We start from the raw sequence: 15,360 nt of genomic DNA on the forward strand, positions 1-15,360 counted from the left end.
CCCCGACGGGAGGCACCGCTCTGGGCGCGACCTGCCTCGCGCTGGCGACCTTCATGGCGCTCCTGGTCCACGGCACCATCCAAGCCCTGAACGGCGAGACCCCCGACCCCTCCTCCGACTCCGACGAGGACTCGGCACAGGGTCGTTGAGCGGGGCCGGCCGCACCGTTTATCGGATCGGTAAAGAAAGGCCGCCCCGTCTGTTGTCAGGGCCCCTACAGCCGCAAGGATCCCCCGTACTGATCGAATCTGCTCGAATCGATGTGCGGGAGGCCCCACTTGAGACGGACCCGAGGGACCAGGCGGACGGCGGTGCTCGGTTCGGCGGGCACGCTCGTCGCGGCGACGCTCATAGCGGGCGCGATGGCCGCCCCGACGGCGAGCGCCGGCACGGAAGCGGGCGGGAAGGCCGGCCCGGAGGCAGGTGCGAAGGCCGATGTGAGCGCCCGCTCCGGCAAGGATCGCGAGGCCCGCGGTGTCGCGCTCGCCGCCCGGCGCGCCGCCAAGGCCGGCATCGAGTGGAAGGACTGCCCGGCCGACTGGGGCCTGGAGAAGCCCATCCAGTGCGGCTGGGTCACCGTCCCCCTCGACTACGCGAGGCCCGACGGAAAGCAGATCAAGCTCGCCGTCGACCGCATCGGCAACACCGGCACCAAGGACGAGCGCCAGGGCGCCCTCGTCTACAACCCGGGCGGCCCCGGCGCCTCCGGCCTGCGCTTCCCGCGCCGCGTCGTCACCAAGAACAAGCTGTGGGAGAAGACCGCGAAGGCATACGACTTCGTGGGCTTCGAGCCGCGCGGCGTCGGCCACTCGGCCCCCGTCTCCTGCGTCGACCCGCAGGAGTTCGTGAAGGCGCCCAAGCTCGACCCGATCCCCGACAGCGAGGCCGACAAGCGCGTCCAGCGCAAGCTCGCCGCCGAGTACGCGGACGGCTGCCAGGAGCGCAGCGGCGCCCTCCTGCCGCACATGACCACGCCGAATACCGCCCGCGACCTGGATGTCATCCGCGCGGCACTCGGCGAGAAGAAGCTGAACTTCCTCGGCGTCTCCTACGGCACCTACCTGGGCGCGGTCTACAGCACCCTCTTCCCGACCCACGTACGCCGTATGGTCTTCGACTCCGTGGTCAACCCGCGCACCGACAAGATCTGGTACGAGGTCAACCTCGACCAGGACGTCGCCTTCGAGAAGCGCCTGATCGACTGGATGACGTGGGTCGCGAAGAACGACGCCGCCTTCCACCTCGGCGACACCTACGCCGAGGTCCGCGCCCAGTGGGACAAGCTGCGCGCCACCGCGAAGAAGCAGCCCCTGGACGGCGTCGTCGGCCCGGCCGAACTCCACTCGTACTTCCAGAACGCGCCGTACTACGACTCCTACTGGGTCCAGATCGCCACCAACTGGAGCAAGTACGTCGCCGGTGACCCGAAGCCCCTCATCGAGGCGGCGAGCCCCGACATGGACGACAAGGCGGGCAACGCCGCCCAGGAGAACGGCAACGCCGTCTACACCGCCGTCGAGTGCGCCGACGCCAAGTGGCCGCGCAGCTGGAAGAAGTGGGACCGCGACAACACCCGCATCCACCGGACGAGCCCCTTCTTCACCTGGGGCAACGCCTGGATGAACCTGCCGTGCGCGACCTGGTCGAGCAAGCAGCAGCGCCCCCTGGAGATCGAGAGCCGCAAGGGCCTGCCGCCCACGCTGCTCGTCCAGTCCGCCCGTGACGCCGCCACGCCGTACCCCGGCGCCGTCGAACTGCACAAGCGCCTCAAGGGATCGCGTCTGGTCACCGAGGCGGACGCCGGTTCGCACGGGATCACCAACATCCCCAACCCGTGCCTCAACGACCGCGTCGACGCCTACCTGTTGACCGGCAAGCTGGACGCCTCCGACGTGACGTGCGCCCCGCACGCCACGCCGAAGCCGTAACGGCCCCCCGGCCCACCGCTACTGGGAGATCGCCTCGGTCCGGGGCCCGGCGATCTCCCGGTAGTCCGCCGTCCGCAGCGCCAGCGAACGGTCGAGCCGCGCCGCGTTGAAGAAGATCTCCTCATGCTCCAACAGGGCCGGATCCACGACGAGTTCCAGCTCCGGGTCGAACGAGAACGGCAGAATCGTGCCGCTCACGCTCCCCGAGAGCCGCTCCGCCACCTCCTGCGTCGCGAATCCGGCGTACGTCCCGCCGAGCAGCGCCTTGAGCGCGTTCAGATCGACGCGCCGGTCGCCGGGCACCACGGCGAGCACATACCGCTTCGTCTTCTTGCCGGTCTTCACCATCACCACGATGCACTTGGCTGCCTGCTCCAAGGTGTTGCCGCGCAGCGCGCTCACCGCTTCCGTGGCGCCCTCCGGCTCATGCTCGATGATCCGGTACGCCGCCCCGCGCTCATCCAGCAGTCCCACCAACTTGGTGTACTGGGCGTGCTCTTCGCTCACTTGGCCCTCCCGTCGCGCCCATCAGGCGCCTTCCGCTCAGTCGTCGAAGAGGTCGACTTCGCGATCATAGTTCGGGAACGCCACGGTCCGGTCCGTCCTGCCGCGCCCTGGCGCTCGGCCTCCTCCGCCTTCACGACGGCCGCGTACTTGTCGACGTACTCCTGACCGGAGAGCCCGAGGATCGCGTACATGATCTCGTCGGTGACGGCACGCAGGACCGCCTTCTCGTTGTCCATGCCGACGTAGCGGGAGAAGTCGAGGGGCTCGCCGAACCGAATCGTCACGCGCCGGATGTTCGGCATCTTCTGTCCCGGCGGCTGCGCCTCGAAGGTGCCGATCATCGCGCACGGGATCACCGGCACCTCCGCCTTGAGCGCCATCGCCGCGACGCCCACCTTGCCCTTGTACAGCCGTCCGTCGTGCGAGCGCGTGCCCTCCGGGTAGATGCCGAGCAGTTCGCCCTTGCGCAGGACGCAGAGGCCCTCGCGGATCGCGGCCTGGCCTGCCTCCTTGCCCGAGCGGTCCACCGGGATCTGTCCCGCGCTGCGGAAGAAGGCGGCGGTCAGCCGGCCCTTGAGCCCGGGCCCCGTGAAGTACTCGGCCTTCGCGAGGAAGGTGATGCGGCGCTTGATGATCGCCGGCATCAGGAAATGATCGGAGAACGACAGATGGTTGCCCGCGACGATCGCGGCGCCCGACTCGGGCACGTGTTCAAGACCCTCGATTCTGGGCCGGAACATCAGCCGGAGCAGTGGGCCGAGGAGCACGTACTTGAGCAGTAGATAGAACATGGCGGCCGCCTTCCCCTGATCCAGGTGCCGACGCACAGTAGCCAATCGGCGACGCGGACGCGAGAGGCCGTTCGGGCCCTTGCGCACCGCCGGGCGGGCGACACACCGGCGAGGCGGCTCGACGCGCCCCGCGCGCGGAAGGTCCGCTGGCCTCGCCCCGGCGTCCCCGCCGCCACGGACCGACGCCAAGCACGTCACCGTCACCCCCTCCGGAGGTTCCGCATGCGCCCGTTCACCGTCGCAGCCGCCGCCCTGATCGCCCTCGGCGCCGCCGTCCCCGCCCACGCGGCGGACGAGGCCGCCACCCCCAAGCAGCGCGGGCTCGTCCTCACCGTCTCGGGCTCCGAGGACACCTGGATCCGCGGCGTCCTGCTGCGCTGCCGTCCCGAGCCCATGGGACCCCACCCGCACGCGGCCAAGGCGTGCGCGGCGATCGACCGGGCCAAGGGGAACTTCGACAAGCTCGCCGACGACCCGCACCTGTGCACCAAGCAGTACGACCCGGTCACCGTCAGCGCGACCGGGACCCACCGCAACCGGGCGGTCAGCTGGCACAAGACGTACCCGAACGCCTGCGAGATGGACGCGGACACCGGTTACGTCTTCCGGTTCTGAGGACGGCGAAGGCCACACACGAACCCCGGCTGTCGCGCGGCACGGCGCCCCGTGGAGCGCGACAGCACCTCCGGCCACCCGTTCACGTGGCGCGCGAGATCGCCACCGGCATCCCGCTCACGTGGCGCGCGAGAGCACCATCCCGAGCGTGATCAGTCCGAGCACGACCCAGCCGAACCACAGCCAGCCGTTGCTTCCGAGCCCCACCGAGTAGGCCGTCACCATGACCAGGCCTCCGATGGTGAACCCACCCATGGTCTTCGTGGAACCGGGCATCGCTCAGCCTCCTCCCGGCAGCCTCCGGCGTCCGCACGCCGAGACCGCGGTCCGAAGACCATCGTCACCCCCGAAGCCCCTTTGGCGCTAGCGGCCGCGTGCGGCCAGAGAGGCCAGATAGGCGTTGTACTCCGCCAGCTCCTTGTCACCGTCACGGTCCGCGGCCCGGTCCTTGCGCCGCGACTCACGGTCCTCGGAGCGCCGCCACTGGAAGAGCAGGGCCACCAGGACCACCACGGAGGGGATCTCGCTGAACGCCCAGGCGATGCCGCCCGCAGCCTCCTGGTCGGCCAGCGCGTCGATGCCCAGCGAGGCCGGCGGATGCATGTACGTGCCGATCATCGGCTGGGTCGCCATCATCAGCGCGATGCCGAAGAACGCGTGGAACGGCATGCCCGCGAACAGCTCCAGCATCCGCATCACATAGCCGGGACGGTGCGGCCCCGGGTCGACACCCATGATCGGCCAGAAGAAGACGAGGCCGACGGCGAGGAAGTGCACCATCATGCCGATGTGGCCCGCCTTGGAACCCATCAGCGTGTCGAAGAGCGGCGTGAAGTAGAGCCCGTACAGGCTCGCGATGAAGAGCGGGATCGTGAACGCCGGGTGCGTGACGATCCGCATGTACCGGCTGTGCAGCAGCCACAGCAGCCACTCGCGGGGCCCCTTGTGGCCGCGCGCCGCGACCGGCAGCGCCCGCAGCGCCAGCGTGATCGGCGCGCCGAGCAGCAGCAGGATCGGCGAGAGCATGCTGATCACCATGTGCTGCACCATGTGCACGCTGAACATGACCATGCCGTAGTCGTTCAGCTTGGTGCACATCACGAGCAGGATGGTGAGGACGCCGAGCACGAAGGAGACCGTGCGGCCCACCGGCCACTTGTCACCGCGCCGCACGAGCCGCGCCACGCCCCACCCGTACAGGGCCAGGGCCACCAGGCAGCTGATGAGGAAGAAGGGGTCGGCGGAGAGTTCCAGGCCTCGCCCCAGCGTGAACGGCGGCAGATCCATGTTCATGCCGTGCCCGCTGTGATCCATCCAGTGGCTCCTGATTCGTGCGGATTGTGCGACGTGTGTCCGCACCAGAGTAGAACCGCCCCCGGCCGCTGAGGCGACCGGGGGCGGATAGTGCAAAAGGCAACCGAATTGAAGGCGGCGGTACTGAAGGCGGCAGGACTAGAGGACGCACTCCGCTTCGGCGTACCGCTCGTCCGGCACCGTCTTCAGCGTCTCGACGGCCTCGGCGAGCGGCACCATCGTGATGTCCGTGCCGCGCAGCGCCGTCATCCTGCCGAACTCGCCGCGGTGCACGGCCTCCACGGCGTGCCAGCCGAACCGCGTCGCGAGGACGCGGTCGTACGCGGTCGGGGTGCCGCCGCGCTGCACGTGCCCGAGGATGACCGGTCGCGCCTCCTTGCCGAGGCGCTGCTCCAGTTCGAGGGAGAGCTGCCGGGCGATGCCGGCGAACCGCTCATGGCCGTAGACGTCCTTGATGCCCTCGTCGAACTCCATGGTGCCCGCGCGGGGCTTGGCGCCCTCGGCGGCCACGACGATCGCGAACTTCTTGCCCGCCGAGAAGCGCTCGGCGACCTTCGCGGTCAGCTCCTCGATGTCGAAGGGGCGCTCGGGGACGACGATGGCGTGCGCGCCCGCCGCCATGCCGGAGTGCAGGGCGATCCACCCCGTGTGGCGGCCCATGACCTCGACGATGAGCACGCGCTGGTGGGATTCGGCGGTGGTCTTGAGACGGTCGAGCGCCTCCGTCGCGACGCCCACCGCGGTGTCGAAACCGAAGGTGACGTCGGTGACCGCGATGTCGTTGTCGATGGTCTTGGGTACGCCCACGATCGGCAGGCCCGCGTCCGAGAGCAGCCGGGCCGCCTTCAGTGTGCCCTCGCCGCCGATCGGGATGACCGCGTCGAGGCCCAGCTCCGCGAGGTGGCCCCTGGCGCGCTCCACACCGCCGCGCAGCTGTGCGGGCTGGACGCGCGAGGAGCCGAGGATCGTGCCGCCGCGGGCGAGGATGCCGCCCACCGCGTCGAGGTCGAGCTTGCGGTAGTCGCATTCCAGGAGGCCTCGCCAGCCGTCGTGGAAGCCGATGACCTCGTCACCGTGGTCCGCCACCGCACGGTGCACGACGGAGCGGATGACGGCGTTCAGGCCGGGGCAGTCGCCGCCGGAGGTCAGGACACCAATGCGCATGGCGCAAAATACCTTTGCAACGTGGGCCGAATGGCCGGACCACGTCGTCCGGCTGGATCCCCGCCACCCTATAGGCGCCGGGGGGCGGGGCCGCATCAGGCGTCCGAGGGCTGGACGCCCCCGCTCACATGTGCGGGCGGGGCGTCAAGCGGGCTGCCGAGGCGGTGCCGGAGAGCTGCTACGCGGGCTGCTGAGCGGCGTTGATGCGCTCGGCGCGCAGCGCCTCGTACCACCGGTCGTCCGTGGGCGGCAGCGCGTTCACATCGAGGGCCAGCTTGAGCAGCAGGTCCGCGATGAGCGGGTTGCGGGCGAGGACCGGGCCGTGCATGTACGTGCCGAAGACCGTGCCGTTGTACGCGCCCTCGGTGCCGTCGCCCGTGCCGTTGCCCCGGCCGAGCGTGACGCGGGCCAGCGGCCGTGCGTTCGGGCCGACGTGCGTGACGCCCTGGTGGTTCTCGAAGCCGGTGAGCGGGGGCAGGCCCAGCTGCGGGTCCATGTCGGCGAGGACGTCGCCGACGCACCGCTCGCCCTCACCGCGCGTGGAGACCACGTCGAGCAGGCCGAGGCCCGGCTCGCGCTGACCGAGGTCGTTGATGAACTCGTTGCCGATGATCTGGTAGCCGGCGCAGACCGAGAAGACGATCGCGCCGTTGCCCACGGCCCGCTGCAGGCCGCCGTCGCGGCGCAGCCGCTCGGCCGCGAGCCGCTGCGGACGGTCCTCGCCGCCGCCGATCAGATAGATGTCGCCGGAGGTGGGGACCGGCTGGTCGCTGCGCACGTCGTAGCGCTCGACCTGGAGGCCGCGCTGGCGGGCGCGCCGCTCCACCACCAGGGCGTTGCCCTGGTCCCCGTACGTGCTGAGCAGGTCGGGGTAGACCCACACCAGCCGCAGGCTGTTGTCGCTCATGCTCATGTGTCCCTACGAAGGTCTAGAGGGGCCGGTGGGGTCAGTTGCCGACGCGGCGGCGCAGGTCCTGGAACGCGGTGTAGTTCGCGATCGTCTCGATGCGTCCCGGCGGGGCGAGCTGCACCGCCTCGTCGACGCTCTCGCAGACCCGGAAGTCCAGGTTCGCGACCTCCAGGCGCACGGCCAGGTCCAGCTTGCGGTCGCCGAGCACGAAGATCGGGTGACCGGCGAGCCGGGTGTAGTCGACGTCCCACAGCCAGGAGGTGTCGGTGCCGTCCGCGCCCCGGGCGTTGACGGAGAGGATCACCGGGGTCGGCGGCGGGTCGATCAGCGAGAACGTCTCCAGCCAGCCCGCGGGGTTCTTCGCGAGCAGCAGACGCAGGTCGCGGCCCTGGAACTGCACGACGTCATAGCGTCCGGCGACGGCCTGCACCTGGTACATGCGCTCGAGGGCGACCTGCGGCGGCACTCCGAAGACGGCGGCGACGGCGGCCGATGAGGTGGCGTTGGCCTTGTTCGCCCGGCCCGGGAGCTGGAGGTGGATCGGCCAGGCCGAGCCGTGCGGGTCCAGGACGTGGTCGCCGGAGAGCACCCAGCTGGGCGCGGGGCGGCGGAAGCCGCACTCGCCGCAGAACCAGTCGTCCCCGGGGCGCTGCATGACGCCGCCGCAGGACGGGCACGACCAGGCGTCGTCCTTCCACTCCTGGCCGGCCGCGACCCACACCACGTTCGGCGAGGAGGAGGCGGCCCAGACGACCAGCGGGTCGTCGGCGTTGGCGATGACGACGGCCTTCGTACCGGCCAGGCCCTCGCGCCACTTCTCGGCGAGCATGCGGGTCTCGGCGGCGCGGTCCAGCTGGTCGCGCGAGAGGTTCAGCAGCGCGATCGCCTTGGGGTCCACGTCACGGGCGACGCCCGCGAGGTACTTCTCGTCGACCTCGATCACGCCGTACTTCGCGTCGGAGCCGCCGGCGAGCGCCGAGGTGATTCCCGCAGGCATGTTCGCACCGAGGGCGTTGGACACGACCGGGCCGCTGGCCCGCAGGGCCTCCGCGATCAGGCGCGTGGTGGTCGTCTTGCCGTTGGTGGCCGACACGAGGACCACGTCCAGGTGTGTGGCGAGCCGACCGAGCAGCTCGGGGTCGAGCCTGAGCGCGACCTTGCCGCCGATCACCGATCCGCTGCCGCGGCCCGCCGCGCGTGACACCGCCGCGGCCGCCTTGCCCGCCGTCACGGCCAGCTTGGCCCGCGGCGACAGCGGGTCCGTGTTGCCTGACATCTGTCGAGATCCTCCTTGCGTACGGCGCCGCGCCTGCCCCCGGCATCGTTTCTCTGCTCAGCCTATCGAGATCCACTGACAAGCCCGAACCACGGCACCACCTCGGTGCCGCTGTACTCCATGGACCGTACTCTTGCCGCCATGCGACACGGCTCGATCCCGGGCGCCTCAGGGCGCGTACGACCTCTGACCCTGCTCGGTGACCCCGTGCTGCACACGGCCTGCGAGGAGGTCACCGACTTCGGCCCCGCACTGGGGCGCCTCATCGAGGACATGTTCGCGACGATGTACGCGGCCCAGGGCGTGGGCCTGGCCGCGAATCAGATCGGCGTGAGCAAACGGGTCTTCGTCTACGACTGCCCGGACGACGAGGACGTCCGCCACCTCGGCCACGTGGTCAATCCGCGGCTCGTGGAGGCGGACGGCGTCACCGTGCGCGGACCCGAGGGCTGCCTCTCGCTGCCGGGTCTCGAAGCGGGCACGCCCCGCTTCGACCACGCGGTGGTCGAGGGGGTCGATCTGCGCGGCGAGCCCGTGAAGGTGCACGGTTCGGGCTGGTTCGCCCGCTGTCTCCAGCACGAGTGCGACCACCTGGAGGGCGGTGTCTACACCGACCGCGTCACCGGCTGGCGGCGCCGCAGGGTGCTGCGGGCCGCCGCCAAGGCCTCCTGGAACGTCTGAGGTTCCTCTGGAGAGCCCCTGAGGGCTCCCCAGAGGCTCCCCGGGGGTTCAAAAGCCGGGGCCGCCCACGCGGTTGCCCGCCGCGGCGAGCCGCCCCCACAGCAGGTCGGCCAGGCTGCTGACCAACTGCTCGCGCGAGCAGGGCCGTTCACCGAGCCACCAGTCGCCCGCCGCGTGCATCATGCCGACGATGCCGTGCCCCCAGACGCGGGCGAGCTGGGCGCTCTCCGGACCGAGGTCGACGCGCTCCTCGATGACCTCCGCCAGCTCCTCGCCGAGGCGGCGCAGCAGGGGCGCGGAGTGCAGGCCGACGTCGAAGCCCTGCTCACCGGGGGAGGGGGCCTCGGAGGGGTGCATCAGGAACCGGTACACCTGCGGGCGGGCCTCGATCGCCGCGAGGTAGGTGTCCAGCGTCGCCTCGACGCGCTCCCTGCGCTCGGCGGGGGCGTCCAGGGCGGCGCGCAGGGCTTCGAGCAGCGCGTCCGTGTGCCGCTTGGCGAGCGCGGCGTACAGCCCGCCCTTGTCGCCGAAGTGGCGGTAGAGGATCGGCTTGGTGATGCCGGCCTCGGCGGCGATGGCGTTCATGGAGGCGCCGGGGCCGTCGCGGAGCACCACCCGGTCCGCGGCCTCCAGCAGCTCGCGCCGGCGCCGTCCATGATCCGCGGATCTCTGCTGATCAGCGTGGTGCGTGGTCTCCATAAGCGTTCTCTCCCCGCCCGTGCGATTGCGTGACGCACGCGCAACGTAACACCCGGCGTGCGGCGGGCATCGAACGGGCTGCCGGGAGTTGACACGGACTACTGGCCGGTAACAGACTTCCGTTACCGCTAGTAACGCCGCAGTTGATCGCAGGTCCTGGAGGGGTCATGGCCGAGTTCACCATGGAGCTCAACGACGAACAGAAGGAGGTCCAGGAGTGGCTTCACGGGTTCGCCGCTGACGTGATCCGCCCCGCGGCCGCCGAGTGGGATGAGCGCGAGGAGACGCCCTGGCCCATCATCCAGGAGGCGGCGAAGCTCGGGATCTACTCCCTCGACTTCTACGCGCAGCAGTTCTTCGACCCCACCGGGCTCGGCATCCCGATGGCCACCGAGGAGATCTTCTGGGGCGACGCGGGCATCGGCCTGTCCATCATGGGCACGGGCCTGGCCGCCGTAGGCGTGCTCGCCAACGGCACCGAGGAGCAGGTCGGCACCTGGATCCCGCAGATGTACGGCGACGTGAACGACGTCAAGGTCGCCGCCTTCTGCTCCTCCGAGCCGGACGCCGGATCCGATGTGGCCGCCATGCGCACCCGCGCCGTCTACGACGAGGCGAAGGACGAGTGGGTCCTCAACGGCACCAAGACCTGGGCGACCAACGGCGGCATAGCCAACGTCCACGTCGTCGTCGCGGTCGTCGACCCCCAACTGGGCTCGAAAGGGCACGCCTCCTTCATCGTCCCGCCGCACACGCCCGGCCTGTCCCAGGGGCAGAAGTTCAAGAAGCACGGCATCCGCGCCTCGCACACCGCCGAGGTCGTCCTCGAAGACGTACGGGTCCCGGGCCACTGCCTGCTCGGCGGCAAGGAGAAGCTGGACGAGCGCCTCGCCCGCGCGCGGGAGCGCGCCAAGGCCGGCGGCGAGCGCGTGAAGAACGCCGCGATGGCCACCTTCGAGGCGTCGCGGCCCGCGGTCGGCGCGATGGCGGTGGGGACCGCCCGAGCCGCGTACGAGGAGGCGCTGGAGTACGCCAAGACGCGTACGCAGTTCGGCCGCCCGATCATCGACAACCAGGGCGTCGCCTTCCAGCTCGCCGACATGCGCACCCAGATCGACGCGGCCCGCCTCCTGGTGTGGCGCGCCTCGTGGATGGCGAGTACGGGCAAGAAGTTCGAGTCGGCTGAGGGCTCCATGTCGAAGCTCTACGCGAGCGAGGTCGCCAAGAAGGTCACCGCCCAGGCCGTGCAGATCCTCGGCGGCAACGGCTACACCCGCGAGTACCCGGTGGAGCGCATGCACCGCGACGCCGCGATCTACACGATCTTCGAAGGTACGAGCGAGATCCAGCGCCTGGTCATCGCGAGGACGCTGTCGGGCATGCCGATCCGCTGACGGGAGCGGACCCGGTGCCGCCTCAGGGCTGGTACACGTACGGAGTGGTCGTGCACAGCGTCGCGAAGCCGAGGCGGTCCAGGATCGGGTGGCTGTCGTCGGAGGCGTCGACCTGGAGGTAGCGGTAACCGCGCTCGGCGGCGATGCGGGCGCGGTAGGCCACGGTCGCGCGGTAGATGCCCTTGCCGCGCCACTCGGGAGCCGTGCCGCCACCCCACAGGCCGGCGAAACCGGTGCCCGGGCGGAACTCCATCCGGGCACCGCACACCGGCCGCTCACCGGCCATGGCCACGACCGCGACGATCTCGTCCGGCGCCTCGGTCAGCTGGGCGAGCACCCGCGTGGCCAGCCGCTCGCTCAGCGCGGCGTCGTCCTCGCCGAACGCCGCCAGGTGCGCCTCGGCCATCAGCGCGACGCCCGCCGCGTCCCGCACCGGGACGAGCCTGATGCCGTCGGGCAACTCCGGTCCCGCGGGCAGGGCTTCGGCCTCGGCGACCATCACGGCCTCCTGGGGCTCGGCCACGAAACCGGCCGCGAGGAGCCGCTCGGCCAGGTCGGCGGGGCGGTCGTAGGAGTGCAGCTTCCACTCGAACTCGCGTCCCGCGGCCGTGTAGTGGCGAATCTGCTCCGCGATGACACCGTCCGCCGTCGCCGCGTCGATGTCCGCCCACAGGACGCCGTTCCAGTCGCTCTCCGAGCCGGTCTGCCGGACCACGCCGCCGACGCGCTCGACGACCGTGCCAGGCCCTTCGCCCAGTGTGCTCCGCCTGATCTGCCGGTCGTACGCGGCCAGTACCGCTGCGTGATCCATGCGGGTCACTTCAGCAGGGGCGGCAGGGGGCGGCAAGTGAATAAGGCGGGGGCCGGCGCTCAGGACCGCCAGCGGCAGCGCAGGGCGGCGGTGGTGAAGCCCGGGCCGTAGGCCACGGCAACGCCCCGGGCGTCGTCGGCGGGCGGTTCGTCGTGGGTGCGTTCAAGGACGCGGAACACGCTGACGCCGCCGAGATTCCCCTCCGCGGCGAGCGTGGCGGTGGAGTGGCGGGCGGCGTGGGCGTCGAGGCCGAGGGCCGCCGCCGTGTCCTGGATGATGCGCGGGCTGCCGGGGTGGACGACCGCGAACTCGGCGCGGTAGGGGCCGAGCCAGTCCAGGATGGTGGGGAGCACGTCGTCGGCCGCGCTGAGCGCCTTCTTCGTGGAGTCGAAGTGGAATCCGTCCGGGGCGATGCGTCCGCGGTAGCGGTCGAGGCTGTCCGGCAGCACGTATTCCAGGGAGTCCTCGATCGCGATCCCGGGGCCCATGGGGGTGCTGGTGACGATCGTCGCGGCGGCGGAATCCCCGAACAACGCCTTGTAGATCATCGATTCGATGCTGGTGTCGTTGTGGTTGTAGACGCTGGAGATGACCTCCGCGGCCACCACGAGCACCTTGCTGCCCGGCCGTGCCGCCACCATGTCGGCGGCCCGGATGAGTGCCTGCGCGCCCCCCGCGCAGGCCAGCGTGGTGAGCGCGAGATGCCGGGCCGTGGGCCGCAGGGCCAGCCGGTCCATGAGCCCGACGTCGAGGTTGGGCAGGGCCCAGCCGGTGCAGTGGGCCGTGACGATCGCGTCGATGTCCTCGCCGGCCAGGCCCGACGCGCGCAGTGCCGCGGTGGCCGCGCGCTCGGCCATGCTGAGTGCGTCCGCGAAGGCGGCGCCCGCACGGTCCTCGATGCCCGCGGGCCCGGAGACCGTGGGTGCGTCGATGGGGCGGCTGAAATGACGCGTCTCCACACCGCAGCCGCGTACGACCCGCAGAATGGCGCCCAGCCGCGGATGGCCGGGATGGTGGGCACGGATGTCGTCGGCTATGTCTTCGGTGGTGACCTTGTGGTCGCCGAAGACGGTACAAGGTCTTGATACATAGGCAGGCACGCTGATGCTCCCACGGGCTCGTCGGGCGGGGGGTGCGGCACAACGTACTTCACCGCGCTGAGCCCGTCGCCTCTCGCGTAGCGAGGGCGTGACGACCGTGAGAGGCGGGGGTCAGAAGGCCCGCAGCATCGGCGCTCGCACGTGCGACCGCTTCTCACCCGGATGGAAGACGAGGATGATGAGCCGCGCGCCGGGGGCCGTCATGGGCTGCGCCGCGCACATGGTGACCCAGCCGGGACCGAACTCGGCGTGCAGCAGGGGGCGCTCGTCCCCGTCCGGGTGCGGGAACGCGGCACCGGCGGTATAGAGCGGCGCCACCTCGGGGTCGGCCAGGATCTCCTTCTCTATCTGCCGCAGCACCTCGTCCTCGGGCCGGGTCGCGAGCGCGGCCCGCAGCTGCGGCAGGACCAGCGGAGCCCACGCGGTGTGCCAGTTCGTCAGGACCTCGCGGCCGTCGAGCAGCATCCAGCGCATGGTGTTGGCCGGAACGTTCCTCCCGGGGAACAGGGCCGCGAAGTGCTCATTGTGGGCGAGCAGGTCCCAGGAGGCGTCGGATACGTACGCGATGTGCCGGATGCCCTCGACGGCCTCCTGCCACACACCGGGGATCTCCTTGCCCGACGTCGGATGGAGCGGGCCGGGGGGATCCTGAAGCAGCGCGTACCGGCACAGGGAGACCCACTCCTGCTCGTTGAGGCCGAAGAGGCGGGCGACGTCGCGAAGGAGCGTGGTCGGCGGGTTGGGGTAGTTGCCGGACTCCAGGCGGTGGTACGTGCCGAGCGTCCGGTGCAGCAGCTGGTCCACCTGATGCTGCGAGAGCCCCCGGGCACGCCGCCCCTGACCGCTGGGCCGGGAGAAGCCATGCGATTCGGGGGCAATGAGGGCGCGTCGTTCGCGGAGCAGTGCGCGGAGCGCCGTCTTGTTCATGGTGGGTAATCCCTCTTGGTTCACGCCGAGTTGGAGCGTGATCAGTCTAAATATTCGCAACTTCTTTGGTAATAAACATTGCCCGAAGAAAACGATCAGCCACTGCGGCATCATGGAGTGCGCGACCTCGTCGACCTGCAGCTTTGATCGTCGGCGAGTGCGTGGGTACAACTGTGGGGCATCTTGTCCGGGGAGCCTGAGAATGGCTGAAATTCCCCGGCATCGGGTACCCCCTAGGCCCATCGGGCCGTTGCGGGAAGCGTGTGGGACGGCTGTTCGTATTCTGATCCGAGTGGTCGGAAACAGGGCAGCGCCTGACCTCACGGTCCTCGTCCGGTTCCGTGGGTCCACCGGCTGCGGTCGGTGCCGTCACTCGCCATTACGTAGCGGCCACGGTACCGGCCGCCCGTGGTTGTTCCCGGGCGCCTCATACGGCCGAGAGCCGATCCTCCGCCCGCGCCAGGATCTCCGTCACCCGTGCTCCGAACCGGACGTCGCAGGGGTGTGGCGTGCCGGTGCGCACGGCCACGACGAGTTCATCGAGCGCGGTGGCGAAGGCCTCGTCGGCACCCTCCCACGGCGGCAGCACCGCGACGCCGTGCTCGCCGCGCAACTCCACGGCCAGGCCGGCGCACTTCGCCGGCGCCGTCAGGCTCAGCGCCGCCGTGCTGGAGGCACCGCCGGTGTGGCGCAGGACCAGGTGGACCGTGTCGCCGGGGCCGTGTGCGGCGGCCGTCACGTCGCTCACGTCGCCGAGGACCGGCAGCAGCATAGACAGGGCGTGCGGGCCCACGTCCCACAGGCCACCACGGCTTTCGCGCCAGGGCGAGGGGAACACGGCGCTCCCGTCCGGGGTGTAGAACGAGCCGTACCAGTCGGCGCGGCCGGTGAACCAGCCGCCGGTGGCCGCCTGTTCGGAGACCCAGGCCGAGCTGAGGGTGGCGAAGCGCAGGGTGAAGAAGACCACGGAAGCCACCTGCGCCCGTTCGACTGCCCGCGCCACCCCGTGCGCGGCCTCCGGCGTGGTGGCCACCGGTTTGTCGAGGAGCAGATGGCAGCCCGCCGCCGCGGCCCGCGCCGCCAGCGGTGCCTGGACGTCCGGCGGCACCGCGAACGCCACGGCGTCACTGGCCGCGAACAGTTCCTCCACGTCCGTGTGGGCCGCCGTCCCATGCGTGGCGGCGAGCGTGGCCGCGGCCTCCGGACGCCGGCCCCAGACGCCGCTGAAGTCGATGTCCGGGTG

16 protein-coding genes are annotated in these 15,360 nt (G+C 70.8%); 4 read left to right on the forward strand and 12 right to left on the reverse strand.

Annotated elements, in window-relative coordinates:
• Window positions 1-260: 260 nt before the first annotated feature.
• Window positions 261-1,928: an alpha/beta hydrolase gene (locus GKQ77_RS14245; RefSeq protein ID WP_219689093.1), complete on the forward strand. Its 1,668-nt coding sequence runs from the start codon at window positions 261-263 to the stop codon at window positions 1,926-1,928.
• A gap of 18 nt (window positions 1,929-1,946) precedes the next feature.
• Here GKQ77_RS14245 and GKQ77_RS14250 read toward each other — a convergent pair whose 3' ends face one another.
• Window positions 1,947-2,435: a YbaK/EbsC family protein gene (locus GKQ77_RS14250; protein WP_219689094.1), complete on the reverse strand. Its 489-nt coding sequence runs from the start codon at window positions 2,433-2,435 to the stop codon at window positions 1,947-1,949.
• Window positions 2,432-3,226: a lysophospholipid acyltransferase family protein gene (locus GKQ77_RS14255; RefSeq protein WP_258021324.1), complete on the reverse strand. Its 795-nt coding sequence runs from the start codon at window positions 3,224-3,226 to the stop codon at window positions 2,432-2,434. Before GKQ77_RS14255 ends, GKQ77_RS14250 begins: the two co-directional genes overlap by 4 nt.
• A gap of 222 nt (window positions 3,227-3,448) precedes the next feature.
• On the opposite strand from GKQ77_RS14255, the gene GKQ77_RS14260 reads away from it, so the two are divergent.
• Window positions 3,449-3,841: an SSI family serine proteinase inhibitor gene (locus GKQ77_RS14260; RefSeq protein ID WP_219689096.1), complete on the forward strand. Its 393-nt coding sequence runs from the start codon at window positions 3,449-3,451 to the stop codon at window positions 3,839-3,841.
• A 117-nt stretch (window positions 3,842-3,958) separates the two neighbouring features.
• On the opposite strand, the gene GKQ77_RS14265 is transcribed toward GKQ77_RS14260, so the two are convergent.
• The 5 genes from GKQ77_RS14265 to GKQ77_RS14285 form a co-directional block, all read right to left on the reverse strand.
• Window positions 3,959-4,117: a hypothetical protein gene (locus GKQ77_RS14265; protein WP_219689097.1), complete on the reverse strand. Its 159-nt coding sequence runs from the start codon at window positions 4,115-4,117 to the stop codon at window positions 3,959-3,961.
• Between the two features lie 87 nt (window positions 4,118-4,204).
• Window positions 4,205-5,155 (reverse strand): cytochrome c oxidase assembly protein, encoded by a 951-nt coding sequence (locus tag GKQ77_RS14270; protein WP_219689099.1) that lies wholly within the window; start codon window positions 5,153-5,155, stop codon window positions 4,205-4,207.
• A 138-nt stretch (window positions 5,156-5,293) separates the two neighbouring features.
• Window positions 5,294-6,319 carry a 6-phosphofructokinase gene (locus tag GKQ77_RS14275; RefSeq protein ID WP_219689102.1) on the reverse strand — a complete coding sequence of 342 codons (1,026 nt, stop codon included), beginning with the start codon at window positions 6,317-6,319 and terminating at the stop codon, window positions 5,294-5,296.
• A gap of 178 nt (window positions 6,320-6,497) precedes the next feature.
• A complete protein-coding gene (locus GKQ77_RS14280; protein WP_030777503.1) occupies window positions 6,498-7,226 on the reverse strand; it encodes a type 1 glutamine amidotransferase in 729 nt (242 codons plus the stop codon).
• A gap of 40 nt (window positions 7,227-7,266) precedes the next feature.
• Window positions 7,267-8,505: a MurT ligase domain-containing protein gene (locus GKQ77_RS14285; RefSeq protein ID WP_219689104.1), complete on the reverse strand. Its 1,239-nt coding sequence runs from the start codon at window positions 8,503-8,505 to the stop codon at window positions 7,267-7,269.
• Window positions 8,506-8,646: 141 nt separating this feature from the next.
• On the opposite strand from GKQ77_RS14285, the gene def reads away from it, so the two are divergent.
• Window positions 8,647-9,186 (forward strand): peptide deformylase, encoded by a 540-nt coding sequence (def, locus tag GKQ77_RS14290; RefSeq protein ID WP_219689105.1) that lies wholly within the window; start codon window positions 8,647-8,649, stop codon window positions 9,184-9,186.
• Window positions 9,187-9,234: 48 nt separating this feature from the next.
• Here def and GKQ77_RS14295 read toward each other — a convergent pair whose 3' ends face one another.
• Window positions 9,235-9,885, reverse strand: a complete 651-nt coding sequence (locus tag GKQ77_RS14295; protein ID WP_219689106.1) for a TetR/AcrR family transcriptional regulator — start codon at window positions 9,883-9,885, stop codon at window positions 9,235-9,237.
• A gap of 167 nt (window positions 9,886-10,052) precedes the next feature.
• Here GKQ77_RS14295 and GKQ77_RS14300 point away from each other — a divergent pair, with 167 nt between their 5' ends.
• Window positions 10,053-11,279 (forward strand): acyl-CoA dehydrogenase family protein, encoded by a 1,227-nt coding sequence (locus GKQ77_RS14300; protein ID WP_219689107.1) that lies wholly within the window; start codon window positions 10,053-10,055, stop codon window positions 11,277-11,279.
• A 22-nt stretch (window positions 11,280-11,301) separates the two neighbouring features.
• Here the strand turns inward: GKQ77_RS14300 and GKQ77_RS14305 are convergent, their stop codons facing one another.
• The 4 genes from GKQ77_RS14305 to GKQ77_RS14320 all read right to left on the reverse strand — a co-directional run.
• The gene (locus GKQ77_RS14305) at window positions 11,302-12,090 is read right to left on the reverse strand and encodes a GNAT family N-acetyltransferase (protein ID WP_219689108.1); all 789 of its coding nucleotides are present in this window, start codon (window positions 12,088-12,090) and stop codon (window positions 11,302-11,304) included.
• A gap of 59 nt (window positions 12,091-12,149) precedes the next feature.
• Complete coding sequence (locus tag GKQ77_RS14310) at window positions 12,150-13,190, reverse strand: beta-ketoacyl-[acyl-carrier-protein] synthase family protein (RefSeq protein ID WP_219689109.1); 1,041 nt, start codon at window positions 13,188-13,190, stop codon at window positions 12,150-12,152.
• Between the two features lie 111 nt (window positions 13,191-13,301).
• Window positions 13,302-14,288: an MmyB family transcriptional regulator gene (locus tag GKQ77_RS14315; RefSeq protein ID WP_308117662.1), complete on the reverse strand. Its 987-nt coding sequence runs from the start codon at window positions 14,286-14,288 to the stop codon at window positions 13,302-13,304.
• Window positions 14,289-14,544: 256 nt separating this feature from the next.
• A partial coding sequence (locus tag GKQ77_RS14320; protein WP_219689110.1) for a Gfo/Idh/MocA family protein occupies window positions 14,545-15,360 on the reverse strand: 816 nt, incomplete at its 5' end.

Source organism: Streptomyces anatolicus (assembly GCF_019400875.1).
Taxonomy (GTDB): domain Bacteria; phylum Actinomycetota; class Actinomycetes; order Streptomycetales; family Streptomycetaceae; genus Streptomyces; species Streptomyces anatolicus.